The 25134-nt window shown below is 46.7% G+C and carries 25 protein-coding genes; 1 reads left to right on the plus strand and 24 read right to left on the minus strand.

The window, feature by feature from the left end:
• Positions 1–6: 6 nt before the first annotated feature.
• The 5 genes from ACKTT9_RS26965 to ACKTT9_RS26985 all read right to left on the minus strand — a co-directional run bounded on the left by ACKTT9_RS26965 (position 7) and on the right by ACKTT9_RS26985 (position 6323).
• Positions 7–948 carry a ComEC/Rec2 family competence protein gene (locus ACKTT9_RS26965; protein WP_407868331.1) on the minus strand — a complete coding sequence of 314 codons (942 nt, stop codon included), beginning with the start codon at positions 946–948 and terminating at the stop codon, positions 7–9.
• A gap of 12 nt (positions 949–960) precedes the next feature.
• Entirely contained in the window at positions 961–2064 is a 1104-nt protein-coding gene (locus tag ACKTT9_RS26970) for an ABC transporter ATP-binding protein (protein WP_407868332.1), read from the minus strand.
• 12 nt (positions 2065–2076) lie between these two features.
• Positions 2077–3723, minus strand: a complete 1647-nt coding sequence (locus ACKTT9_RS26975) for an ABC transporter permease (RefSeq protein ID WP_407868333.1) — start codon at positions 3721–3723, stop codon at positions 2077–2079.
• 87 nt (positions 3724–3810) lie between these two features.
• The gene (locus ACKTT9_RS26980; RefSeq protein WP_407868334.1) at positions 3811–4923 is read right to left on the minus strand and encodes an ABC transporter substrate-binding protein; all 1113 of its coding nucleotides are present in this window, start codon (positions 4921–4923) and stop codon (positions 3811–3813) included.
• A 65-nt stretch (positions 4924–4988) separates the two neighbouring features.
• Entirely contained in the window at positions 4989–6323 is a 1335-nt protein-coding gene (locus ACKTT9_RS26985) for a hypothetical protein (protein WP_407868335.1), read from the minus strand.
• A gap of 315 nt (positions 6324–6638) precedes the next feature.
• Between ACKTT9_RS26985 and ACKTT9_RS26990 the strand changes: the two genes are divergently transcribed.
• Positions 6639–7352, plus strand: a complete 714-nt coding sequence (locus tag ACKTT9_RS26990) for a GntR family transcriptional regulator (protein ID WP_407868336.1) — start codon at positions 6639–6641, stop codon at positions 7350–7352.
• 58 nt (positions 7353–7410) lie between these two features.
• On the opposite strand, the gene ACKTT9_RS26995 is transcribed toward ACKTT9_RS26990, so the two are convergent.
• From ACKTT9_RS26995 to ACKTT9_RS27085, 19 genes are all read right to left on the minus strand, one after another.
• Entirely contained in the window at positions 7411–7710 is a 300-nt protein-coding gene (locus tag ACKTT9_RS26995; RefSeq protein ID WP_407868337.1) for an iron-sulfur cluster assembly accessory protein, read from the minus strand.
• Between the two features lie 177 nt (positions 7711–7887).
• Positions 7888–8097: an alpha/beta-type small acid-soluble spore protein gene (locus ACKTT9_RS27000; protein WP_161411024.1), complete on the minus strand. Its 210-nt coding sequence runs from the start codon at positions 8095–8097 to the stop codon at positions 7888–7890.
• A 55-nt stretch (positions 8098–8152) separates the two neighbouring features.
• The gene (locus ACKTT9_RS27005) at positions 8153–8689 is read right to left on the minus strand and encodes an RsfA family transcriptional regulator (RefSeq protein WP_407868338.1); all 537 of its coding nucleotides are present in this window, start codon (positions 8687–8689) and stop codon (positions 8153–8155) included.
• A 122-nt stretch (positions 8690–8811) separates the two neighbouring features.
• The gene (locus ACKTT9_RS27010) at positions 8812–8970 is read right to left on the minus strand and encodes a DUF3934 domain-containing protein (protein ID WP_127456391.1); all 159 of its coding nucleotides are present in this window, start codon (positions 8968–8970) and stop codon (positions 8812–8814) included.
• Positions 8971–9029: 59 nt separating this feature from the next.
• Positions 9030–9938: a multidrug resistance efflux transporter family protein gene (locus ACKTT9_RS27015; RefSeq protein WP_407868339.1), complete on the minus strand. Its 909-nt coding sequence runs from the start codon at positions 9936–9938 to the stop codon at positions 9030–9032.
• Positions 9935–10642 carry an ABC transporter ATP-binding protein gene (locus tag ACKTT9_RS27020; protein WP_407868340.1) on the minus strand — a complete coding sequence of 236 codons (708 nt, stop codon included), beginning with the start codon at positions 10640–10642 and terminating at the stop codon, positions 9935–9937. Before ACKTT9_RS27020 ends, ACKTT9_RS27015 begins: the two co-directional genes overlap by 4 nt.
• Positions 10639–11424, minus strand: coding sequence for an ABC transporter ATP-binding protein (locus ACKTT9_RS27025; RefSeq protein WP_407868341.1), 786 nt, complete (start codon positions 11422–11424; stop codon positions 10639–10641). The genes ACKTT9_RS27020 and ACKTT9_RS27025 overlap by 4 nt, the downstream gene beginning before the upstream one ends.
• Positions 11421–12722 carry a branched-chain amino acid ABC transporter permease gene (locus tag ACKTT9_RS27030; protein ID WP_407873123.1) on the minus strand — a complete coding sequence of 434 codons (1302 nt, stop codon included), beginning with the start codon at positions 12720–12722 and terminating at the stop codon, positions 11421–11423. Before ACKTT9_RS27030 ends, ACKTT9_RS27025 begins: the two co-directional genes overlap by 4 nt.
• Positions 12723–12731: 9 nt before the next feature.
• Complete coding sequence (locus ACKTT9_RS27035; protein ID WP_315955387.1) at positions 12732–13718, minus strand: branched-chain amino acid ABC transporter permease; 987 nt, start codon at positions 13716–13718, stop codon at positions 12732–12734.
• A 73-nt stretch (positions 13719–13791) separates the two neighbouring features.
• A complete protein-coding gene (locus ACKTT9_RS27040) occupies positions 13792–15006 on the minus strand; it encodes a branched-chain amino acid ABC transporter substrate-binding protein (RefSeq protein ID WP_315955388.1) in 1215 nt (404 codons plus the stop codon).
• Positions 15007–16135: 1129 nt separating this feature from the next.
• On the minus strand, positions 16136–17059 hold the full coding sequence (locus ACKTT9_RS27045) for an NlpC/P60 family protein (RefSeq protein ID WP_407868342.1): 924 nt from the start codon (positions 17057–17059) through the stop codon (positions 16136–16138).
• A 2-nt stretch (positions 17060–17061) separates the two neighbouring features.
• Positions 17062–18165 carry a dipeptide epimerase gene (locus ACKTT9_RS27050; RefSeq protein ID WP_218033175.1) on the minus strand — a complete coding sequence of 368 codons (1104 nt, stop codon included), beginning with the start codon at positions 18163–18165 and terminating at the stop codon, positions 17062–17064.
• A 12-nt stretch (positions 18166–18177) separates the two neighbouring features.
• Positions 18178–19110, minus strand: coding sequence for an LD-carboxypeptidase (locus ACKTT9_RS27055; RefSeq protein WP_407868343.1), 933 nt, complete (start codon positions 19108–19110; stop codon positions 18178–18180).
• A gap of 72 nt (positions 19111–19182) precedes the next feature.
• Positions 19183–20826, minus strand: a complete 1644-nt coding sequence (locus tag ACKTT9_RS27060; protein WP_407868344.1) for a peptide ABC transporter substrate-binding protein — start codon at positions 20824–20826, stop codon at positions 19183–19185.
• Between the two features lie 31 nt (positions 20827–20857).
• Positions 20858–21904 (minus strand): ABC transporter ATP-binding protein, encoded by a 1047-nt coding sequence (locus ACKTT9_RS27065; protein WP_407868345.1) that lies wholly within the window; start codon positions 21902–21904, stop codon positions 20858–20860.
• Positions 21905–21909: 5 nt separating this feature from the next.
• Complete coding sequence (locus ACKTT9_RS27070; RefSeq protein ID WP_407868346.1) at positions 21910–22827, minus strand: ABC transporter permease; 918 nt, start codon at positions 22825–22827, stop codon at positions 21910–21912.
• Positions 22828–22830: 3 nt separating this feature from the next.
• Positions 22831–23763: an ABC transporter permease gene (locus ACKTT9_RS27075; protein ID WP_407868347.1), complete on the minus strand. Its 933-nt coding sequence runs from the start codon at positions 23761–23763 to the stop codon at positions 22831–22833.
• 21 nt (positions 23764–23784) lie between these two features.
• The gene (locus ACKTT9_RS27080; RefSeq protein WP_407868348.1) at positions 23785–24609 is read right to left on the minus strand and encodes a M55 family metallopeptidase; all 825 of its coding nucleotides are present in this window, start codon (positions 24607–24609) and stop codon (positions 23785–23787) included.
• A gap of 123 nt (positions 24610–24732) precedes the next feature.
• A complete protein-coding gene (locus ACKTT9_RS27085; RefSeq protein WP_127456414.1) occupies positions 24733–25089 on the minus strand; it encodes a DUF3870 domain-containing protein in 357 nt (118 codons plus the stop codon).
• Between the last annotated feature and the right edge of the window lie 45 nt (positions 25090–25134).

Consider the following 25134-nt stretch of genomic DNA (forward strand, 5'->3'; position numbering starts at 1 on the left):
TTTAAATTAAAAGCCAATTTCAATTGGCATGGATCCATTAACAATTCGGCAAGTCTTCCCTCTGCCATAACTCCCTGTTAAGTAAAAGGTGGCATCCGTTTCAGAACGGAGCTCTTCCCATTCTCCCTTCAGCGCATGTGAGCGTCCGATGCTGACGGGAATGATGCAGTATTCCGGCTGAATCCACCCGAGAATACGGGGATTAAAGCCGTCATCCATCCCATGATGGGAAACTTTCCATATGCTGCACGTAAGATCTGTCCGCTGTGCCAGACGTTCCCATCCCGGTTCTAATTGATCCCCTCCGAATAAAACGCTCGACTGCGGCTCTCCCTCACGGCTAAGTCGATATACGGAGCTATCATGATTAGATAAATCAAAGAAACGCGGTAAATTCTCTCTAAAGCCATTATCCTCAGCCTCATCTGAGAGAGCTTGCATGAGCATCTCGTAGGCCGGAAGCGGATCTCCTTCCCAAGGATATAGTTGGGTTAAGGTGATACCTTCCTCGGACCAAATCACGGATTGCTCGCTTGATCCATACGCGCTGCGCCATTTAATTTCTGTCCCCTGTTCAATTAGAACCTGAATCAATTCCAGATAAGTGGCCAGCATGCGGTATACTCTAGTAGTAAAATCGTCCCTTAGCTCTTCGACCAGCTCTACCGGTGGCAGCACAAAGGGCTCATACGGCAAAACGGCTTGGACGACCGACTTGGCTCTAGCTACATCCAGAAGCCCGTTGACATGGTCTTCATGAATATGTGTAAGCAGCATCCACTCCATCTGATCAACGTCATTGCGGTTCATCCAGGACAAGGGATGGTCTTGCTCTTCGGAGAACGTACCGTCCCCTCCGTCGATTAAGCAAACACCGCCGGAAGGCAGCCTAATCAGATGAGCATCCCCCCACCCGACATTCAGGAATTGTACTTTTGCATTCAACATAAGAATTCCCCCTTATCTTTCGTTTGTCATTGTATCCTTCTCAAATGGCAGCAAATGAATGTTATGCTTATCCAAAGCCAGATGCACCGTGCCCTGCAGGTAGCCTCGCATGCTAGGACTCGAGTCATCGACAATCCATTGAAGCGGAGCATCATTGATCCAATAACGGATCATGCGCCCCAGGAAGCTGCTTCTCTGAATGACGCCGCTCCAAACATTGTGACCTTCCGTCGTCTTATCGACGAAGGAGATGCATTCCGGTCGGATGACAACCGTCACCCGGTCACCTGTCCGGAAGGGGTAATCGCTTCGATAAACGCGAAATACGGCGGTTCCGCATTTTACAATCAAATCCTCGCCCTCTTCAGCCGCTACTTCGCCCTCTATAAAATTAGCCGTACCGACAAAATCGGCAACAAACTTGCTTTCCGGTTTAAAGTAGATATCCCAAGGTGTCCCCACCTGCCCGATACGCCCCTTGTTAAACACAGCGATTCGATCCGAAATCGATAACGCTTCATCTTGATCATGCGTAACAAAAATAGCGGTAATGCCCAATCGCTGCTGCAGCTCTCTTAGTTCATCTCTGACTTCCACTCTCATTTTGGCATCCAAATTGCTGAGCGGTTCATCCATTAATAGCACTTTCTGCCCCATAACCAGTGCCCTCGCAAAGGCAACGCGCTGCTGTTGTCCTCCGCTTAGCGCTCTAGGGAGCCTGTCTTGCAGCCCTTGAAGCCCGAACATGCTGAGCATGGCATCAACTTTATCCTTCACTTCTTGCCGAGTCGGCCGCTGCAGCTTTAATCCGTAAGCAATATTCTCGAATACGGTCATATGAGGGAATAAGGCATACTCCTGAAAAACAAGCGGTGTATTCCGTTTATATACAGGCAGCTCATTCATATTTTTACCTTCTATAAAAATGTTACCGGCATCCGGTTCGTAGAATCCGGCAATCAGCCGCATCAACGTCGTTTTGCCGCAACCGCTTGGCCCCAGGAGTGTTGTGAAACTGCCTGCGGGTATATCGAGAGACACTTGACTGATGGCGTCGAAGTCTCCGAACCTTTTTGAAACATTGGCGATTTGGATCATCGGTTTCTCCGTGTTCATGGTTTCCTCCACTTATAGTTCTATCGATCTGCCCTGCTTCTTCAAGAAAAACTGTGCTGCCAACAGCACCACGAAGGCGATGGAAATCAGCACAACCGTAAAGGCCGATGCGCTTCCCCAAGCCCCATTCTGCACTAATCCAAGAATGGACACCGTACCTACGGAAGTTTTCGCCGAATAAATGAATATAATAACGCTCAAACAGGTAACGGATCGCAGAAAAGACACGACAATCCCTGAGATAAACGGTCCTTTCAACAAGGGAAGCACAATTTTTCTGAAGGTAGCGAAGTTGCTTGCGCCGAGATTGAGTGAAGCTTCTTCCAGCGCTCCGCTGATCTGCTGAAGACCCGCCAGACTGGCGCTATAGCAGGTTGGTAAATTCCAGAACATGAGGGCAAGAACCATAATGAGAGACGTTCCTGAAATCATCAGCGGTTTCTCATTAAAGGCCATTGCAAAACCAAGTCCTAAGAATACGCCCGGCACAGCTCCCGGCAATATCGCCAAGAAATCAAGCAATCGGTTGATGCCGATACGCTTCCTTTGCACGAAATAAGCTAATGGCAGGGCAAAGAATCCGGCCGCTAACGATGCAAACAAAGCAAATTTCAAGCTGTTGAAAATTTCTCTTCCTTTGGCCTCCACGTAAAGGAGATTTTGCAGCGTGAAGGACCAGTCAAATCCCCATGTCTTGGTGAAAGCTCCATAAAACAGAACCCCATAAACCGAAAGAACGATGAGCGTGACGAGCATGCAGAAAGCGAATAGCCCCCATTTCACCGCAAAGGGCAGTGGAAAATGTTCCAGCGAACTTTCTTTACCGGTAACTGAGACGTAGGAACGCTTTCCTACCCATGCCCTGTTCCAAATAAAGAGACCAACTGCGGGAACCAGCAGCGCGGTTGAGAGCACAGCAGCCGAATTGAGATCGAACATCCCCGACATTTGCATATACGCCTCTGTTGGAAGAACCGTAAAATTCCCGGCTATGATCATGGGATTCCCAAAGTCAGCCAGAACATTCATGGCTGTAATTAAGGCTCCGCCTGCAATACCCGGTCTGCATAAGGGAAGAAAAACTTGTTTGAACACTTGCCAATGAGAGGCTCCAAGATTATAAGCCGCATACTCCAGATTGGTGGAAGTAGATTTCAGCACACCGTGAATAACCGCATAAGCATATGGGAAAAAAGTCATCGTTTGAACTAGCCAAAGCCCATGCCAGCCGTAGATATCTATATTAACGTGCAGCACATATTTTGAAATAATTCCCTGCCTGCCGAAGAGCAGGATGTAGGATAAAGCAACAATGAAAGGAGGCGAAACAATCGGCAAAATCGTTATAAATTTAAAGAGTCCTTTGAAAGGAACTTTCAGCCTTGTAATCGTGTAGGCAAAAATAAACGCAATGACCGTACATGAAACGGTTGAGATAGCTGTCATGAATAAACTGTTTAGAGCTGCATGATACCATCTGGAGAACGTAAAAAGTTTAAAATAATCCTCCAGGCGAGTGAAGCTTAGCACCTTCAGGATGGGCCAAATGACAAAAAAACATGTGATCAGAATGATCGCTGCCACCCCCAACGCTAAGGCAGGTTCATTCTTCAACCTCTTTATTTCCGACCAGGTATCTTTGACAGTAGATGAAATCAAATCTTTCCACACCTTTCGGTTATAAGCATGCACCTCCACCCGCCGATTGGCCGCAGGAGGAGGTGGACAAGCTTTTCCTTTACAACATTATTTGCCTGTCATTTCAGTAAATTTCTTCACAACATCTGCTTTCATCTGAGCAGCTTTATCTCTGTCATAGTTGACCAATTTGACATCCTCAATTTTGATCATACCGTCTGGTGGCGCGACATCTTTTCTTACGGAATAACGATTAGACATCTTCGTATTCATTTCCCCAACCGGTTTGGTTAACAACCAGTCCACGAATTTCTTCGCATTCTCTGTATTCGCTCCACCTTTAACCACACCAACACCGCCGATTTCAAAAGCCGTTTGCTCAGGAACGATAACTTTAATTGGGTAACCCTTTTGAGCCGATTTAACGATATCATGCGCCCATGACATACCAGCTACAAACTCTCCTGTCGCAGTAAGCGTAATCCCGTCCCCTGCTGCTGGTGTATAATGATGAACATTAGTATTAAGCTTTTTCAAGTAGTCCCAACCTTTTTCTTCTCCCAAACGGAACAACTGGTCAGCCACGAAGATGTAACCGCCGCCCGCTGTCGCAGGATTGGACGTAAGGAATAGGCCTTTATAGTTAGGATCGAGCAGATCGTCCCATGTCGCTGGCTCTTTCACACCTTTTGGCGCAAGCTCTTTTTGGAATCTGTCTTTGTTCAGAACGATACCGAGAACTCCCATGTACCAACCTTGCCAGAAGCCCTTCGGATCATTAAAACGAGCTTCGATATCTTTGGCATTAGGAGACGTGTACTTCTCAAGCAAACCCTGCTGAGCAAGCGGCTCGTAGAATTCAACCGAACCTCCTACAAAAATATCCGCTTTAGGCGCAGCCTTTTCAGCTTGAATGCGTGTACTCGCTTCACCAGCACCGCTTAAACGCAAGTATTCAATCTCAATACCCGTATCTTCTTTGAACTTCTTTTGAATTTGTACGATATCATCTTCATTTAATGCTGCGTAGACAACCAGTTTCTTCGACTCCGGTGCTTTCGTCTCTTTCGCTGGCTCACTGCTCGCCGTGCTGGCTGGCGTTGATGCTGGTGAACTTGCTGTCTTGCTGGCACCGGCTCCACACCCTGATAAAACAGTGGTTAACATGAAAGAAGCTGCTAATAACAAACTTACAGTACGTGCTTTCGGTTTCAGAAACATTTCCATCCTCCTAGATGTGTTCTCTTTCGTATATTTGGTTTGAATCAACTTACCCTGCAATAACCCTATTGCGCAGTTACCGTAGCTGTAACCTTGGCTTGGCCATTACTTGTCAGTGCATCTGTCCAAGACTTGGTAGTTCCAGGTGCTACAACCGCTGATACATATCCCATATCGTCATCACCGGAAGTTCCGTCTGAATCATAGACATGGATTTCAACATTGGTATTTGATGGTTTCGCAACATAGACGGTGTTGTAGTTTTCTGAGAAGTTAGCTCCGAATTCAGCGTCGTTAGCACCAAAAGCTATATTGTAAAGTTGATTTTTAGGCGCATCATTTTTCTTCCAGAACCTGGCATCCGTTTGTCCTTGGCCGTTGACATAAGCCTTAATGTAGATATCGCTTTTACCGCCGAACGGATCGCGATCTTCAAGACTTTGCGTGTTCTGGAGAACGATTTTATGAGAGTAGTAAGGATTAAACACATAGGTATGTGAGAAATTACCGAGACCATTCAGGTGTACATCGACTTGATGAGCCGGATCAGACCAGTTCATTCCCTGTAATGCTGGGCCATCATCGCTATCGTCCCATCCCCATGGGGCATTCGCTGAATTAGCCGTATTGTTGTCTCCTGCAATGGTCCCCCAAGAAGCGAAAATGTTAGGGTCATTCCGGCGGTTCCAAAGATCTCCCCACTCGATTAAGGCATAGCCGTAATGGTTCGTATAGCTGCCTGATGTATTCGTTGGAAACTGCGCTACACCCGTGTAATCGTAGACAATACCATCTCCGCCTGGCGCGCTTGATCCGTCGTAAGCTTTGACGCCATGCCCACCGCTTGGACTCTGTCCATTCGCTTGGCAAAACACCATGGGATGACTTCCATTGAAGAGAACGCCACCGTCAACGTTATCAGAACCAGAAGTAATATTAGGATCATTCGTGTAATCGTACCACTGATTATGTGCCATGGTTTCCATCAGCTGGAACGACCCATAGTTGGATCCATCCTTCTTGATCACAAGGAATAGGCCTTCAAGGTCATTTTCATGGGCATCAAGCGGTCTAGTATAAGCATCATCTCTTGCATGGAACAAGTCGTACTCGATAAAGTAATGCGTTGTCGTTTCGGACACTTTATAGTAGACATACGCATTCTCATTGTAATTGGAGAGATTATCCCAGTTATTCCGAGCCAAATAATCGCCGTCATAGTTGAAATTGGTAATAAAATCCGCTCTTACATCAAGATCAGCATTCACATCCTGGTAAATCTGAGGTGCCCAGTAGGCAGCCAGCTCTGAGTAACTTGCAGCATGAGTGGTGCTCGCACTAGTGAAGAAAGGAACCGCCAAAGTTAAAATCGACATTAGACCTAACATTTTTTTCCTCATTTAAAATGCCCCTCCGTGAAATCAAATTATTTTCATTCAACATCCTGTCACCCTATGATTAGCAAGTCCTCCTTCCTTCCTCGATGCGTATCATGCTGTCTGACATCTAAAATTATAGGTAAGATATCTCGTTTGTGTCAATCAATCCAATGTTAAATAATTGTGTAGATAAATCGCTTGATTTTGCTAATAATATGGCTTAACTAGTCTTTCAAATTTCAAAAAGTGTGGTACACTATTGTTGTCAGACAGCTTTGAATTTTATGTAAATGTTGAACATACCATCATCAACCTATAGAGAGGAATCGCTGAAATTTGGAGAAAAAGCTGCTTTATCTCAGAGTCAAAGAAGAGATTGAACGAAGCATCAACGAAGGCGAGCTTAAGCCGGGAGACAAGCTTCCGTCTGAGCCGGAGCTCGCCAAGAAATACGAGGTAAGCCGCCCTACACTCCGGGAAGCGCTCAAGATGCTTCAGCGGGAGAAGGTGCTCATAAGCAAAAACGGTGTCGGGACCTACGTCAACAATCGTCCGGATTTCATTATCAATCCCCTGAGCAAGCTGCAAAGCGTGGGTCAAATGATCAAAAATGAGGGGTATATCGAAAGCGAATTAGACATCAAGATCTACACACGGGAACCTGAGGAAGATTGGAGAAAACAACTGCAAATCGATGATGAGGAAAAGGTTGTCATTTTGGAGCGTTCGCGAACAGCAAACGGCAAGAAAGTGGCATTTTACTATAATATTTTCCCGCAGAGCTTAGTGGCAGGCCATTTTGAGGGGGAATTTTCCGGAGCCATCTTTGATTTCTTAAAGAGCAGGATGGGCATCAACATCGCTTACGCCATCACCGAAATTTGCGCGTTAAGCAGCTCCGAAGAGATGGATCAGAATGCGGTGAACGTGCTCGGCAATGAAATTTTGTTATTAAAACAGCTACATTTCGATGAAGATGATCGACCTGTCTTTTATTCGCTGGACTACTTGAAAAATAGCGTTTTTAAATTTTTTATTAAACGTGAATAGAAACGAAAAAGACGTATGTTCCTGTCCCTCTTTTGCGACAAGAATATACGTCATTTCATTACTTCTCAAGAAATCCTGTGGAAGGATTCGTAATAAAAAAACCTTCTTCCGGAACATGAAAATATTGAATCCAAACGCCGTCTAACAGGCTTTCTCTTTTATCCAGCAACACATTAATCCCTTTATCGGTTTCTACGATTTCATCATTTTCAGTTGCATCATCCAAGATAACGTCATAATGGCCATGATCCCCATGATTCTGTGTAATAATGACTCGGACCATCTTCCCCTCCGCACCTTCTTGACTCAACATATCCTTTAAAACTTTAGCTGCGTTCCGGTTTATTTTGCATTTCATCGTGGCTTTCTCCTTGAATTAAGATTAGTTTCGCCTTCCTAACTTCACCCAATCACCCATAAAATATTCCAAGCATATGGAAATAGAAGCGATGCTCCTCCCAACATAAAAAAGACTGCATTCACCCAAGGAGGAAGAGTGACTGTAGTCTTTTTAGCTCTTGCTATTTGTTAATGATTAGCGTCTAAAACCTTGCAATTGCTGCTCTGCTATTTGCACCAAGCGTTTGGTGATGGTACCACCAATTGAGCCTGCATCGCGCGTAGCCAGATTGCCATTGTACCCATTCGGTTGCAATGCAATCCCTAACTCTTGAGCAACTTCAAATTTCAATTGATTTAAAGCCGCTTTTGCTTCTGGAACAACTAATGTGTTACTGTTTGCCATAACTAAATCACTCCTTCTCGTGGTGTAATCTTATCATGTGGAGTGAAAGGAAGACTTATACATTCAAATTCAAAGAAGTTAAATTTCTTGCTCTGTTCATGATTTTGAGGAAGGTTTGAAGATCCTCTGTGGCCACATCTTCATTGCTTCTTACGATGTTTACGGTTTCCTTCTGGCTTCTCAATTCATCTATTTCAAGCTTGAGCTTTGAATTCTCGTGCATCAACTGCTCAAATTTTTGCGCTTGATCCTTCGCGATTTTAATGATTTGCCTAAATGCATCCTCATATTTCGGCATGATCGGTTCATCATCCAATGTTGGCAGGACAGGAATTGCTGCATGGATGTCTCTTTTTTGTTGTTTGCGTTTCATTCTGAAAAATTTAGCGTCATTGATCTCGGTTTCGTATTGATGCCTCAGTTCTTTATTCCACCGAAACCCACAGGCGGCCGCCGTGCGATTCAGTTTACTCGCTGAGTCTTCGAATGCAGCTAGCTGTGTACTCCCATTTTTAATATGACTAATTACCGTTTGAGCTAATGTTACATCATGATTATCTGTCCAAGCATCTTCTCGTCTTTTATCTTTCATTCTAGTTCACCTTCTTTACTATGTTATTAGAAATTGTTACCTGTAATATTATTTTTATTCAATGGACATGCATAAAAGACCCACATATCGTATATGTAGGTCTCTTTTAACTAGTTTGCAATCTATTCTTTACTGCTGGTACTTACTTGATTGTCACTTTCTTTTTTAACCCCTTTGCTTTTGTACGGTTTCGGGGCGCTTTTCGCTCGATTGGCACTAGCTTGCCACCTATTCCAGCCTTTTTTGTCCGTTCCTCTGCCTGTTCCTTTGCCTTTGCTCATGTAATCACTCCGTTCCATTCATCTGATAGAAAGCTATTGTATCATGAAAATGGAATTAATCATCTATTCTTTGGTAGTAAGCTATGGAAAATCACGCCGAAAATCACGCAGCACATCCCCGTCCAAGACAGCATCGTTGGAAATGCCGCACCAAGAAATAACATTTCACCGAACATGGTAAAAATAATTTCACCGGCTTGCGTCGCTTCTACGGCAGCCAGTTGATGAGATGAGCGTTTCACCCGCTCCGTTGCTGTGAAAAAAAGAATCGTGGCAATCACGCCTGAGCACACGGCCACAAGAGCGGACTGTTCGATTTGCCCCACAGTAGGTGCGCCTGCTTTAATAACAGCATAGAGCGAGAGGACGATCCATAGGGGAAGACTGGCTATTGTCATGCCTAGTACGCGCTGATACGTATCTAACCGCTCTTTGCAAACCTCCATCATCTTCCGATTGCCCAGCGGATATGCAAAAGCTGCCAGTAACACCGGCAGCGTACCTACAAAATCCTCTTTCACGGAGAGTTGATCGCTATGCTCCGCCTGGACAACGATTACACCAATTAAAATAAAAAGTGAAATAAGCAAACCCTGTACAGGGAGTTTTTCCTTGAATAATGGAGCAAGCAATGAACCTGCAATGATGGTTATTTGCCAAGTGGCCGCAAGCAACCAGCCAGGTCCATAGGCGGCGGAAAAGCAAAGCGGCACATAAAATAGCCCGAATCCGACAAAACTCCACCCCATCCACACCCCTATTTGCCTTCTTATTTCATAGAGAAGAACCTGTAGATTCCCCCTGAGCCCTACTATTAACAAGAGCAAAGGGAGCATAAATAGATAACGAAGTGTAGCACTCCATACCCAGTAGCCTCCAGATAATTCCATGGATCGGTTCATGATGAAGGAAAACGAGAAAAAGAATGACGCCAAGATGCCATATAACATCGGCAGAAATGAACTCATCCCGCTAAATAGGCTTCTTTTACTTGATCATTGACAAGCAATGTTTTGGCGTCATCCTCCAAAATAATTTCTCCCGTCTGTATGACATAACCGCGATTCGCAATTTGCAGAGCTTGATAAGCATTCTGCTCCACAAGTAGAATCGTCATCCCGGTTCGGTTCAATTCCCGGATAATGTCAAAGATTTGATCCACGATAACCGGTGCCAACCCCATCGATGGTTCGTCAAGCAGCAGCAGCTTGGGCTTCATCATAAGCGCGCGGGCGATGGCTAACATTTGTTGTTCGCCGCCACTCATGGTGCCTCCCGTTTGGTTTAAGCGTTCTCGCAACCGTGGAAAGTAATCAAAAGATTGCTCCATACGCTCTTTCATCACTTTTTTATCTTTCACGGAAAATGCGCCCATCTCCAGATTCTCTTTGACGGTTAGCTTGGGGAATATTCGCCTGCCTTCCGGAACATGTGCGATTCCTGCCATTGCCGTTTGGTGAGGCTGCCAACTTGAAATGTCTAGATTTTGAAACAGGATCGAGCCCTTCGTTTTCACTTGACCGCAAATGGACTTCAGTGTCGTTGACTTTCCCGCTCCGTTGCACCCGATCAAGGTAACAATTTCTCCTTCATGAACATGAAGAGATATCCCTTTTAATGCCTGAATACCTCCATAATAAGCCTGAACCTCTTGAAGCTGTAATAAGCTCATCCTTTCACCCCTTCCACTAAAGCACTTTTACCTAAATACGCTTCAATGACACGCGGGTTCGAACGAACCTCGTGCGGAGATCCTTCCGCAATCTTCTCACCGTGATCCAATACCAGGATGTGATCGGACAATTCCATGACGAGTTTCATATCATGCTCAATCAATATAATTGAAATGCCCATTTCCCGTTGAATCCTTCGAATAAGTTCTGTCAAATCTTTGGTTTCACTCGGATTCATTCCCGCTGCGGGTTCATCGAGCAGCAGTACTTTAGGTTTTGCCGCGAGCGCTCTCGCGATCTCAAGCCGTCTTTGCGCTCCGTAAGAAAGGCTGTTTGCATTTTCATTGAGAGAGGAAGCAAGACCTACATACTGCAATAACCGATAGGCTTGGTCCATCGCCTGTTGTTCCTCAAGCCGAGTTTTCGTGAATCCTAGTAAAGTGCTGACGATTCCACTTTTCAAATGGATATGCATGCCGACCATCACATTTTCAATTACCGTCATATTGCCAAACAAGCGTATATTCTGAAAAGTACGGGCAATGCCTCTCTCCGTAATGCGATCAGGCTTGACGTTCACAATCGACTTGCCTTCCAATTCGATTTCACCTTCATCAGGCGTATAAATCCCGGTAATCATATTAAAAAATGTTGTCTTCCCTGCGCCGTTCGGACCGATAACTGCGGAGATTTTCCCCTTTTGAAAATCAAATTGAACACCATTAACGGCAACTAAACCGCCAAAACGTTTGACCACATCTTTAACTCTCAAAACGGTCATTGGACGATCCCTCCGCTTGGTGGGGATATTGGCTTAACCGACGTTGTTGATGCTGATTTTGATGAAACCCGCTCCTGAATCAGCTTTTCGTTCACATTGCGATTTTTCACGGAAATCAAGCCATTGGGCCTAAAGACAGCGAAGAGAATCAGAATAGCCCCAAATATGAAACGCTGCATCTTGGCCGGAGATAAAGCAAAAGGAATGTGGACGACGCCTTGCAGCGTTAATTGATTCAGCCAATTCGCAAATTCCGTAAGCACCTGCAAGTTAAGAATCGTAATAAGCGCAGCTCCAAGTATAACGCCGGGAACACTTCCCATTCCGCCTAATACCACCATGACTAATATCGTAATGGATTCAAGCAGGGTGAAGCTGGACGGATCAATAAACGTCTGTTTGGCCGCAAAAACGACCCCCATCATACCGGAGAACGATGCTCCAACAGCAAATGCTGTCAACTTCGTGCGAATTAGCGGAACGCCCATAGATTGGGCGGCAATTTCATTCTCTCGAACGGCCTTCCAGGAACGCCCTATGCGGGAATGCTCGAATCGTTTTACCCCGAAAATCACGAACGCCAATATCCCAATCACAATGAAATAAAATTCATGAGGATGCGTGAATTCCAGTCCGAACAGATCGGGCGGCTTAATCGACGAGATGCCCTTTGCGCCGTTCGTAATATTAATCGGCTTCTCTAAGTTATTGAAGATGATCCGAACAATCTCACCGAAGCCCAAAGTCACGATTGCCAGATAATCGCCTTTCACCCTGAGAACGGGCAAACCTAGGAGGATGCCGAACAGTGCAGCCATAAATCCGCCAATAAAAATAAACAGCCAAAACGTTGAGCCTGAAAGCGGAAAGAAATCTCCCGTTAGGAACTTGTTCGCTTGTGCGGTAGAGAAGATGCCGTATGTGTAAGCTCCAATTGCGAAAAAAGCGACAAAACCTAAATCTAATAGACCTGCAAATCCTACGACAATATTTAGTCCAAGCGCCATTGCGATATAAATTCCGCTTTGCGTTGCAACTTCCATATAAGACTCGTATGCAGGGCCTCCCGATGTAGCGAACGGAATAATGAGAATGACCAGGATACCGCCAATGATCCATTTGACCTTAACTGTGAAGGAGGTGTAGTGCAGCAGTAACAAGGATGCCAGCAATATTAAAAAGGCGATGACCGATTTAGCCATCATATATACACTTAGCGCTGAAACCAAAACAAGAAGAACAAGGATCAGAGCTTGCATTTTCGAATTCTGCGCGAATGCCTGTTTGATTTTATCCATATGAGTCACCTACACTTTCTCCTTGACGGCTTTACCAAACAGACCTTCTGGCTTAAAAATCAATACGATGATAAGAATCATAAAAGCAAACACATCTTTATATTCTGAACCAAAGCTGCCGCCCGTCAGTAAACCTAGATTTGAAGAAGCAAACATCTCGAGAATGCCAATGACCAGTCCGCCAAACATGGCTCCCCGAATGTTTCCTATACCTCCAAGCACAGCTGCCGTGAACGCTTTCAACCCTAATATATAGCCGATAAACGGATCGATCGTTCCATACTGCTGCGCAAATAAAACCCCAGTTGCTCCACCCAAAGCGGATCCGATGAAAAAAGTCAGGATAATAATTTTATTCACGTTTATCGACATTAACGAAGCCGTTTCACGATCTTGCGCGACCGCTCGCATGGCGACTCCCCATTTGGTACGGTTAATAAAAAAATCAAGGCCGATCATTAAAAAAACAGCCACTGCGATGATAATGACCGTATTGGTTTTCAAAGACGCGTCACCGAGCCAAGAGCTGAGCGATGACGTGCCGATGGTCATGCTTTTATCGAATAACGTAATACTGCTAATGATGTAGTTTCCTGTTCGCAATTCAGAGATAAATCGAACGATATCTTGAACCACGAAGGATACACCAATCGCGGAGATCAGCGAAATGAGCTTTGGTGCTTTTCGCAAAGGCTTGTAGGCAATTCGTTCAATCCCAACCCCAAGCAATCCCGTAACCAGCATGGCGATAGCGAGAATCAGAACGTAGGCGACCCATCCCGGCATCCCGCCAAGCCATCCTGTCGATTGGAAAAGGAATAAGACTCCCGTTCCAACGAATGCACCTGTCATAAAAATTTCACCATGCGCAAAATTGATCAGCTCAAGAATGCCGTAAACCATGGTATAACCTAAGGCAACAACCGCATAAATCGCTCCTAAAGCAAGCCCGTCGATCAATACTTGGGGGAGTGCGTGCAGGATGTTAAGGATCATTGAGCTTCTCCTTTCGCTGATAAATAAAACGTAAAGAGGTATATCTACTGAGCACATACCTCTTTACTTAACGTTACTTCCCTACTTCAGAAATCATCGTGCCTGGATATTTCGGGCCATCAAATTTGTAAATAAATACTTTTGCATATGTATTGTCACCTTTGCCGTCAAAGGAAACCTTCGTAGCCACGCCTTGGAAGTCTTTGGTGGCGCGCACCGCATCGCGAACTTTATCACGGGCAGGCACTTTCCCGCCGTCTGCACTGCTCGCGGCTTTAATGCTGTTAAGAATGATCGTCATACAGTCATAAGCATAAGCAGAGTATCCGTCTGGGGCTTTGCCGAACTTGGCTTTGTATTGATCCGCCCATTTCATTCCTTCTGACGATTTCGTAATATCCGTTGAGATGGAGGCGTACAAGGCATCTTTGACTTTGTCGCCGGCCACATCAACCAGACCTTGCGTGTCCCAACCATCAGCCCCCATGAAAGGCGCTGTAATTCCTTTGTCCCGGGCTTGCTTGATCAACAAACCGCCCTCGGCATATAAGCCACCGAAAAATACGAAATCCGGTTTCTTGCTGAGCGCAATGTTCAGCACCCCGTTGAAATCCTTCTCGCCTACGGTAATTCCCTCATAGCCGACTATATTCGCCCCTTGCTTCGTCGCTGCGTCTTTGAACGCTTCCGCTAAGCCTTGGCCATAGGCTGTTTTATCTTGAATGACGAAGATATTTTTGGCTTTCACTGTTTTAAAAGCATAATCAGCCGCTGCGGGGCCTTGAAAATCATCCCTTGCAACGATTCGGTTTACGACCTTCAGATTTCGATCCGTTACTTCCGTTGCTGTGTTCGACGGTGACACCATGACGATATTGTTCTTCTCGTAAACAACGGAGGAGGGGATCGCTACGCCTGAGTTCATATGCCCGACAATTCCGAGGATGGCTGGATCAGCACTGATGATCTCGGCATTGGCAACGCCTTTTTTGGGATCTGCCTGGTCGTCATAAGGAACCAATTGAAGGTCAAAGCCTAACTTGGCAAACTCTTCTTTGTGGTCATCCAAGGACATTTGGGCGCCTAGCTTAATCGCTTCTCCTTGAACGGCGCTGCCTCCTGATAAGGGGGACTGAGTGGCAATTTTGATGACGCTCTTCGTGACTGTGCTGCTGGGTGTAGTTGTTCCTGTAGCAGTACTAGAAGTTGTTTCATTTCCGCATCCTGCCAACACACTAATGGCAAGCGCCGATACTGAGATCAGTAGAGCCGTCTTTTTCAAAATCATGAAACATCCTCCTCAGATAGTTTGGTACGCAAAAATGCCGATACAGCAGCATTCAGAACTTCGATTTAAGCTACGAAATTCATACAAAAACTACTTCATCGGCACTTTCAACACATGAACCTTCCCTATTTATCATATTCAAATTCATAGTTTATGTCAATTAAAGTGACATATAAATAAGAAATATTATAGGTTAGATTAATTTGTGTTATATTAGTTAACATTTATAGTAAACAAATTTACACTTATTGTAAATTTATGGCGTTGTGAGTCTAGTTTTAGTGTTATAAACTTATCGATAGTAGCTCCTCCGCCTGCCGCCACTTCACCAATTTAGCCCACCTTCTGTAACGGACTCAGAAGCCGTTATTCCGTCACTTTCGACTAATCTAGCCTGCTAACGGACTGAGATAACGTTATTTATGGATTTTGCCTCTGTTTTCGGCATTTTCAGCACCAATAACGGCACCTGAGTCCGTTAGATGCTGAAACTGCTCCAAAAACGCTAAATAGAGTCATCTCAGTCCGTTAGCCGACGGTTACGACTAGCAAGATGTAAACCAAACGGTCCAAAGTAGAAAACACCGCTATAGTAGTTAACTAATTTAAGTGCCATGCGTCCCACCAGTAGCAACTCATCCATCATCTCGTCCATTAACTCACCCACCAGTTCACCCCATCCTAGTAACTCACCAGCCCCCAACTTACCAATGCAGCTACTCATTCACCACCTATAGCCAGCCCAACCACCAACAACTCCGCCACCCCACCAATAGCAACCAATCATCCAAAAACCCCATCCTTCAATAACAACCAACCCTCCGTATGCGACCTTCAGTAACTCAATCGCCTGCCCCACCCAAGTAGCCGATACTCTGTAACGGACTCAGTAGCCGTTATTCTGCTATTTTCGACTGATCTGGCCTGCTAACGGACTGAGATAACGTTATTTATGGATTTTGCCGCTGTTTTCAGCATTTTCAGCACCAAATAACGGCGCCTGAGTCCGTTAGATGCTGAACCAGTCCCAAAAACAGCAAATAGGGTCATCTCGGTCCGTTAGCCGCCACAACCACCCCTACAACGCAAAAAAAGCGCATAAGATCAGCATCTTACGCGCTTTTCTATCTTACTTCCAATACCGCCTAGACATACAATGCTCCTTGGCGAGCTTACATGTTTTCAAATCCACCAGCTCAATAGAACTGATAGTTTCTGGAGAGTGAATCATCTGTCCGTCCCCTGCATAGATCCCTACATGGTGAATAGCACCCTTACCTTCATCATGGGCAAAAAAGAGCAAATCCCCCGCTTCCAGCTGTTCCTTCTCAACGGGAGTTCCCTGCCTCGCTTGGTCCGAGGCGTCCCGAGGAATCAAAATCCCATAATATCTATGCATGGTATGCGCAAAACCGGAACAGTCAAAACCATAGGAGGACAAACCTCCCCATAAATAAGGCAGATCCAGGAACCTCTTCGCTTGTTCCACGATCCCCTGCCCAATGTCAGCTACTCCTGCATGCGAAGCTACAGGGCCATCAATCAAGCGGATATCATCCGCTTTCAGATACCCCACCCCCTCCGGCGTCTGCACTTTCACCAGCTTCTCCATTTCCTCCAGCACAGGCAGAGAGGTCAGATAGCTCAACTCAATCAACTGTTGGGACGGACTTTTATACAACCATGCTTTATCGGAAATCACTTCCGCTCTTTTTGAGCCGAGAGGGACATCCGATTCTTCAACCAACTGGCAGTTTGGCACCCAGCCAGGATAACCCAAGTCATCCTTTCGCGTTCCCTGTTGAGGGATAAGCACCTTGCTCCAGCCCTCCACTTCTTCCGCAACAAGAACAGATGCCCCATAAAGAATCTGCGTCTGAACACGGTTCGCCAGACACAAATCCAGCTTATCTCCAAGTGTCATATGCCCTAGCCACTCTCTCATATCGGCTGGGCATCTTAATGCCGGCTCATCTATAGAACGCGGCGAATCCGGCTTTGACCATACAGTTGCAACAGACACAGCGACCATCTTCCGCACCGGTACTCTCATACTCACGAACCCACTGGACTTTGGCTGTGGACTACATCCAAGATGCCAAGTCCAGATGCTTTCGGAAAGGTCATGACCCTTCCATCATACTTCACACCGCCAACCACAATATCCTGAAGCATCATTAAAGGCGCATCGAAATCACAACGGGTGATATTCTTCTTGCTGGCCGCAAGATGAGCGGCGGCTGTCACAGCTACACGGGATTCGATCATGCTGCCCACCATGCACTCGACCCCGAATTCTTCCGCAATATGATTAATAATTTGCGCTTTGTATATACCTCCGGATTTCATCAATTTAATATTGATCAAATCCGCCGCACGGCTTTTCAGCACCTCGAAGGCTTGAATAGGCGAAAAAACACTCTCATCTGCCATAATAGGGGTTTCCACGTGATCCGTCACCATCTTCAACCCTTCGATGTCTCCCGCTTTCACCGGCTGTTCAACCAGTTCAATGTCCAGACCCAAATCCTCCATACGCCGTATCGTACGAATGGCATCCTTCACCTGCCATCCCTGATTCGCATCAATGCGGATCTTCACGCTGCTGCCAATGCACCTGCGAATTTCTTTGATCCTTTCAATGTCCTCGAGAATGTCATCCTTACCAACTTTAATCTTCAATACATTGAAGCCTTCTTGCACATAACGAACCGCATCTTCTCCCATTTCCTTGGGGGAATTGACACTAACCGTAAAATCCGTTTCAATCTGATCCTTATAACCGCCAAGGAACTGATACAGCGGCAAACCACAATGCTGCGCAACCAAGTCATATATCGCCATATCCACAGCCGCCTTAGCGCTGCTGCTCCCGATCATCGATTGATGAATCTCCTGGAGAATGCGTTCATAGGCCAGCAAGCTTTTGCCAACTAACAACGGAGTGAATGTATGTACAATTGCCGAATGGATACTGTCCAGGCTGTCACCTGTTATGACAATGGTCGCCGGAGCCTCCCCCCAACCAACTCTGCCATCATCGCTCTGAATTCGGACAATGATAGATTCCGTACTGTACACGGTACGCAATGCCGTTTTAAATGGTTTCTTAAGCGGTGTCGACTGCCGCATCACTTCAACACTTTGAATCATGCTCATGAATTTGCCTCCTTATGCCTCTACACCAGGTTCCGTACATGCCAGCAACTTCTCGTAAGTACTCATTCTCGCCCCTATTCCAAAGGGAATTGCAATATTCGGAGAGCAGTGGCCAATCTTAAATCCGGATAATGTCGGCTTCCCGGCAGGTACGATATGATGATGAAAAACTTCCTCTAACGTAAACGACACTTTCCGTTTATCCGGCTCGCAGTTATGAAAATCGCCAATCAATATGCCGGCCGCATCCGCAAATTTCCCTGCATGCTTAAGCTGATTTAACATACGATCCACTCTGTAAGGCTCTTCGTCAATATCTTCGATGAAAAAAAGCTTCCCCTTTGTATCCAACTCATAAGGCGTCCCCAGCGTACTCACGATTAAAGAAAGGTTGCCTCCAACGATAGGTCCAACAGCCTCTCCCTCCACTAATGTTTGGAGCGGGGAAATCTCCTCGGTATACCGAAGAACGGAAGGACGAAGGAGCGTCTCATAATTCTGAACCGTGAGCGGGTGCAATTCATCTTTGCCCAAATCAATCAACATGGGGCCGTGAAAAGTAACCAAACCCGCAAACCGACGAATAGCAGCATGTAAAAAAGTAATATCACTATATCCCCAGAAAATCTTCGGATTAGCGCGGATCAAGTCATAGTCCAGCAAATCCGCAATTCTTCCGGTACCGTAGCCGCCACGCGCACAAATGATAGCTTTGATAGCAGAATCAGCAAACATAGTGTTCAATTCCCCGGCTCGCTCCTCATCCGTTCCCGCCAGATAGCCATACTTCTTATTCAAAGTATCTCCCAGCCGCACTCGCAGCCCCATTTTCTCCAAAACGGTTGAGGCCGCTTGCACCTGCTCCATGTCTACCCAACAGGCCGGCGCCATAATACCTACTGTATCACCGGGGCTTAGGTGCTTAGGCTTTATGAGTTCAGCCATGATTACCAATCTCCTTTCCGCATGAAAAAGGGAGAAGCACCCCTTCAAGGCGCACCTCTCCGCCATCCAAATTTATTTCAAATCCGCCCACTTAAAGTCCAGGAAGCCGAAAGCATGTCTAACGACACCTTCCAATTTATCGCTTTGCAAGTAAGTCGAGTTGTAGAAATAGAGCGGCAGAACCGGAGCTTCATCCATCAAAATTTTCTCCGCATCATGCATCATTTTGTATCGTTTCGCCTCATCTGTTTCTACATAGGCATCTTTGATCAATTTATCGTACGTAGGATTCACCCATCCTGTACGACTGAACGGATTCGTTGATTGGAAACCGTCCAGGAAGTTGATCGGATCCGCAAAGTCAGGAAGGAAGGATGAACGGGACAATTGCAGTTGTAAATCCTTTTGCTCCGTAGTCAGCACTTTCCCTTCTTTGTTTGCCAGTTTCACATCAATGCCCAAGTTATCTTTGAGCATCGCTTGCAGCGTTTGGGCAATCCGTTGACTAACATCGTTGGTGTTATACGTCAAAGTAACTTCAGGCAGCTTCGAGTATCCGGCCTCCTGCATCCCTTTTTCCAGCAGCTTTTTCGCTTCTCCCGCATCAAACTTGATCAGGCTGCCCCCCACTTTACGGAAATCTCCCCCTGCAGGATCGTTAAGCCCCGGTGACACATAACCGTCAGCTGGTTTCTGCTTCTGCTTCAACACCAAATCTACAAGTTTCTGTCTGTCTACAGCCGCAACGAAAGCTTTTCGGATGTTGACGTTGTCGAATGGAGCCATTTTCACATTAAAACGATAGAACGCCGTACCTGCGGCATCTTCCACCTTCACTTTGTTGTCCGCGAACAATTTATCGCTCATATCAGCCGGAATGGATCCCGTCGTATGAAGCTCACCGGTCGTGAAGAGCTGGTAAGCTGTGTTCGTGTCATTGATCATTTTAAAAGTAACGCCTGCCAATTTTACGTTTGCGGCATCCCAATATTGATCGTTCTTTACCATTTTAAGCTCGCTATCGTGCTTCCATTCCGTAATTTTGAACGGTCCGTTACTTACGATCGTAGCCGCTTCACCCGCCCATTTGGCGTTACCTTCCACAGTCGCCTTATGTACCGGGAAAAAGGCAGGACTGGAAACCATGCCCACCAACCAAGAAGCAGGCTGTGCCAAAGTAACCTCCAGCGTCTTATCGTCGAGCGCCTTGATTTTCACATTGTCCGCCGATCCCTTGCCGGAATTATAAGCTTCTGCGCCTTCAATCGGATAGGCAAGGAATGCCGCATCGGAAGCTGTTTTGGGATCTAGCAGACGCTTCCACGCATACTCAAAGTCGGCAGCTTTCACTGGATCTCCGTTGGACCATTTAATACCGTCGCGCAGCGTAAAGGTATACTTCTTCCCATCCGGCGTGATTTTCCACTCTTTGGCCATCGCCGGCTCAGGCGTCTGGTTTTTGCCAAGCCGCGTTAACCCTTCGAAGGCATTATTGACAACGTCATAGGAAACTTGGTCAAATCCTTTCGGAGGATCGAGAGATGTCGGCTCTTTTAAATTGTTGTAGAGGAGGACCTTGGACTTCGTTTCTTTGGCCGCTTCCGTCTGGCTGGCTCCAGACGCTTGCGATCCGGAACCAGGATCTTTGCTGCACCCAGCGAGCAGCGTACCAATTACCAATACGGAGCTGATTAGCAATGCTGACATTTTTTTCATGAGCACTTCTCCCCTTCGTTCATCGTCTTATTTATCCTAAAGCCGTCATGTTATTTCTTTGAATCGACGGCTGGAATACAACTTGAGAGCGTGGATCCTGCAGCCAACAGGCTACGGAATGTCCGCTCGAGACAGTGGTCTGCTCCGGCTGATAGACACCGCATACTTCCATCGCATAACTGCAGCGCGCTGCAAATGCGCAGCCTTGCGGCGGAGCAAACAGATCCGGCGGCGTTCCTGCAATCGGCGTAAGCGGAAGCGACTTGTCCGTGTCCAAGCGCGGCATAGAAGCCAACAGCCCTTTGGTATAGGGATGCTGCGGGTTGTAGAACAGCTCATCCACGGTGCCCGATTCAACAACCTTGCCGGCATACATCACATTGACCCGATCAGCCATATTCGCAACAACACCAAGATCATGTGTGATCATGATGATGGACACGCCGGTTTTCTTCTGAAGCATTTTGAAAAGCTCGATGATTTGCGCTTGAATGGTGACATCGAGTGCGGTAGTCGGCTCGTCCGCTATAAGCACCGAAGGTTTGCAAACCGCCGCGATGGCAATCATAATCCGTTGTCTCATGCCGCCGCTAAATTCATGCAAATACTGCTTCAGGCGCATCTCAGGATTAGAAATGCCAACCAACCCCAGCATTTCCGTGGCTTGCTTACGCGCTTCTGCACGTGATATTTTCTGATGGCGAATAATTCCCTCCATAATCTGCTCACCGATGGAAATGGTGGGATTCAGCGCCGTCATGGCATCCTGGAAAATCATGGATATCTCCGAGCCTCTCAGCTCTCGCAGCTGCTTTTCGCTAAGCGCGGTCAGCTCCCTCCCTTTATACCGAACGCTGCCTTGGCTGATCTTCGAGCTTTGTTCGGGAAGAAGACGCGTCACGCTGCGTGCCGTTACACTTTTGCCGCAACCGGATTCGCCTACAATAGCCAACGTTTCTCCTTTTCCTAACGAAAAACTGACACCGCGAACCGCCTTCACTTCTCCACCATGCGTGGTGAACGAGACGTGCAGATTATCCACTTCCAATATAACGTCGGGCGAATTCGTCGTTTTCACCTTGGCTACCTCCTCCTTTTCGGATTAAAAGCGTCCTGCAAGCCATCACCGACCAAGTTAAAAGCAAGCATCGTGATCGATATGAAAAAGGCCGGATAAAATAACCGCCACCATTGCCCCGACAAAATGGTCGACAGACCATCATTTGCCATTACACCCCAGCTTGCCAAGGGAGGCTGAATACCCAAACCAAGAAAACTCAGGAACGCTTCCGCGAATATGGCGGAGGGCACCGAAAACGTCACTTGTACGATAATGACGCCGATGGCATTCGGCAGCAAATGCTTGCGGATGATGTAAGCCGCACCTCCACCTAACGTTCTTGCCGCCAGCACATACTCCGATGATTTCAGGCTGAGCACCTGCCCGCGCACAATTCGCGCCATTCCGATCCAGCCCGTTGCGCTTAAGGCCACAATGATCGTCAGCAGCCCCGGTCCCATGACAACCATCAATAGGATGACTACGAGCAGATAAGGAATTCCGTACAAAAGATCAACGAACCGCATCATGATGTTATCGATTCGCCCTCCCAAGTACCCGGCGATGCCGCCATAAATGATGCCGATGACCAGGTCAATGAAAGCCGCCATTAGGCCGATAAAGAGGGAGATCCGTGCCCCATAAAGGATTCGGGCATAAACATCACGCCCAAGTTCATCCGTACCGAACCAGTGAGCAGCCGATGGCTTCTGGTTGGCATCCAACAGCACCTGCTTCGAATAGCTTTGGTCTGTAAGATGAGGTCCGACTATCGCGAGCAGCGCCATCACAATAATGATCATCAGTCCCGCCATAGCCAATTTGTTGGCACGCAGCCTAATCCAAGCTTCCTGCCAAAACGACAGCCGCACTCGAACAATGGCTTCCGCCGCCCCTTTGTTATTGACCATTGGGATAAATAAGGAATCCGGCACATTCATCGCTTACCCCTCCTTCCTGTGCAGCTTGATGCGGGGGTCAACCAGCCCGTAGGCGACATCCACCAGAAACATCATCACAACGAGCAGCGCACTATAAAATACGGTCGTCCCCATAATGAGCGAGTAATCGCGATTATTAATGCCATCGACGAAGTATTTCCCCATTCCCGGGATCGCGAAAATCTTTTCAATGACAAAACTCCCTGTAAGAACATTGGCCACCAGCGCCCCGAGCAGAGTAATGACTGGAAGCACCGCATTTCGGAGCGCATGCTTGATAACAATTGTTGCTGGCGACAAACCTTTTGCCCTCGCCGTTTCGATATAGTCGGCTGTCAGCACCTCCAACATACTCGCTCTCGTCAATCTGGCAATGATCGCAAGCGGTCCGGTTGAAAGGGCAAGCGCCGGAAGAATGACATGCTTCCACGTCCCCCAAGTGGCTACGGGAAGGAGCTTCCATTCGACCGCCACATATTTAATCAACAAAGTAGCTACGATGAAATTCGGTACTGCTATGCCGATAACCGCGAAGATCATAGCGAGATAGTCGATCATACGGTTTTGCCGGAGCGCAGCGACCGTGCCTAGCGCAATGCCGGTAACGATGGAAATCAGGATCGATACGATTCCCAGCTTAAACGAAACCGGAAATCCCCGGGAGATCATGGAATTGACGGTATCGGGAAAGTGGCCGATAGAGGGCCCAAGATCCAGGGAAAGCAGTGATTTTAAATAAAGCAGGTACTGTGTCGTAATGGGTTGATCCAAATGGTAAAATTCCATTAAATTTTGAACCGCCGTCGGATTCGAACTCTTGCCCTCTTTCTCGAAGGGCGACCCCGGAACAGCGTGCATCAGTGCAAAAGTAACCGTAATAATTAGCCACAGTGTGACAATCATGGAGATAAATCGACGAAGAATATATTGTGTCACGCCATCACCCACTTTCGCTTTTTAACAAAATGCCGTTCTCATCGCCAACTCCGTCATCACCAACATCGCCCGGTACGCTTCAAGAATGTCTTTCGCCTGAAAGGTAACAGTCGGACTGTTATCGTCTATCGTCGTACCTGGCATCAGGTGAGCCCACTCCGCTTGGCCATAGTTGGCAAATTCAATCTTCAGCACCGGATGATCCGGCGGCACAAGCGGCTTCACTCGGCCCGCATTAGCCAGCGCTTCCTTTGTTTTTTCCTGAAGCAGCAGTCCGCTTTTCTCGGGGGTTAAACACATAGCCGAAGTTCGTGATATCCGTTTTTTCACAATGGCTGTCGTAACTCCTGGAATTAGCTCCTCCGCCTCAACGGCGGTTTCATCATCCCCAGCCACCAGTAGAACAGGCACACCATAATGGCCGGCAACATAAGCATTAAACCCAAGCTCGCCAATGACTCTATCATTGATATACATATTCCGAACGCCGAAAATCATCGTATGGCTAAGGACTCCCTTGGTTGCCGCTCTCGTGTGATAACCCAGAAAAGCCGCGCCAGAGAACGAAGCATCCAATCCTTGCACCATGGAAAAAGGCTTCACATCACCTGATATCAACTGCGTTTCGGGATGCAGCTTCTCGATGAGCAGATTATTCATTTTGGAGTGGCTATCATTCACAATGACTTCCTTGCAGCCTTCATCGAAAGCGGATCTGATGACATGGTTCGCTTCATCTGTCATGATGTGCTGCCCGCGCGTGTAATTGTACTGTCTGGAATCAACAAACGTGTTATCAACAAGTCCGGTTATCCCTTCCATATCAATGGAAATATAAAGTTTCATAGGTCGCCTCCAGGTTTGTGAAATAACAAAAACCCAGCAAACAGCCCCAGGAACCAGTGTCCCAAGAAACCATTTGCTGGGTTTTATTTACGTGTATGTTGCCATACGGATAAATAAAGCAGCTTACACTGTACCGGAAGATTGGAATCCCAGCTCTTCCCGGCCGCTAAGTGCTAATTTGTATTTTTTTTGCGCGTCTTTATACGCTACGATCAGGGCCTTCTGAGATGATCCGTGATATCTCTGGCGGATTTCCTCCGCCACCACATCAAGGAGAAGCATATTGTGCCCAATGAAAATCGAGCGAACAAAATCCGATGTGAGCGGTATGGTGGATGAACATCCTGCATCAACAATTTTGTGGCTTGCCGTATCGACGACAAGACCGATAAAAAAGGCGTTAAATTGTTGGGTAATCGGATTGTTCACAGAAGCTTGCGCGTCGCCGATGATGTAAATTGTATCTTTGTCGTAGACCAAACGACCACTCTCCTTATTAGCATTCCGTTCGATTTCTGAGCGGGA

It is taken from the genome of Paenibacillus sp. P36 (assembly GCF_045866505.1).
In the GTDB taxonomy this organism is placed as follows: domain Bacteria; phylum Bacillota; class Bacilli; order Paenibacillales; family NBRC-103111; genus Paenibacillus_E; species Paenibacillus_E chondroitinus.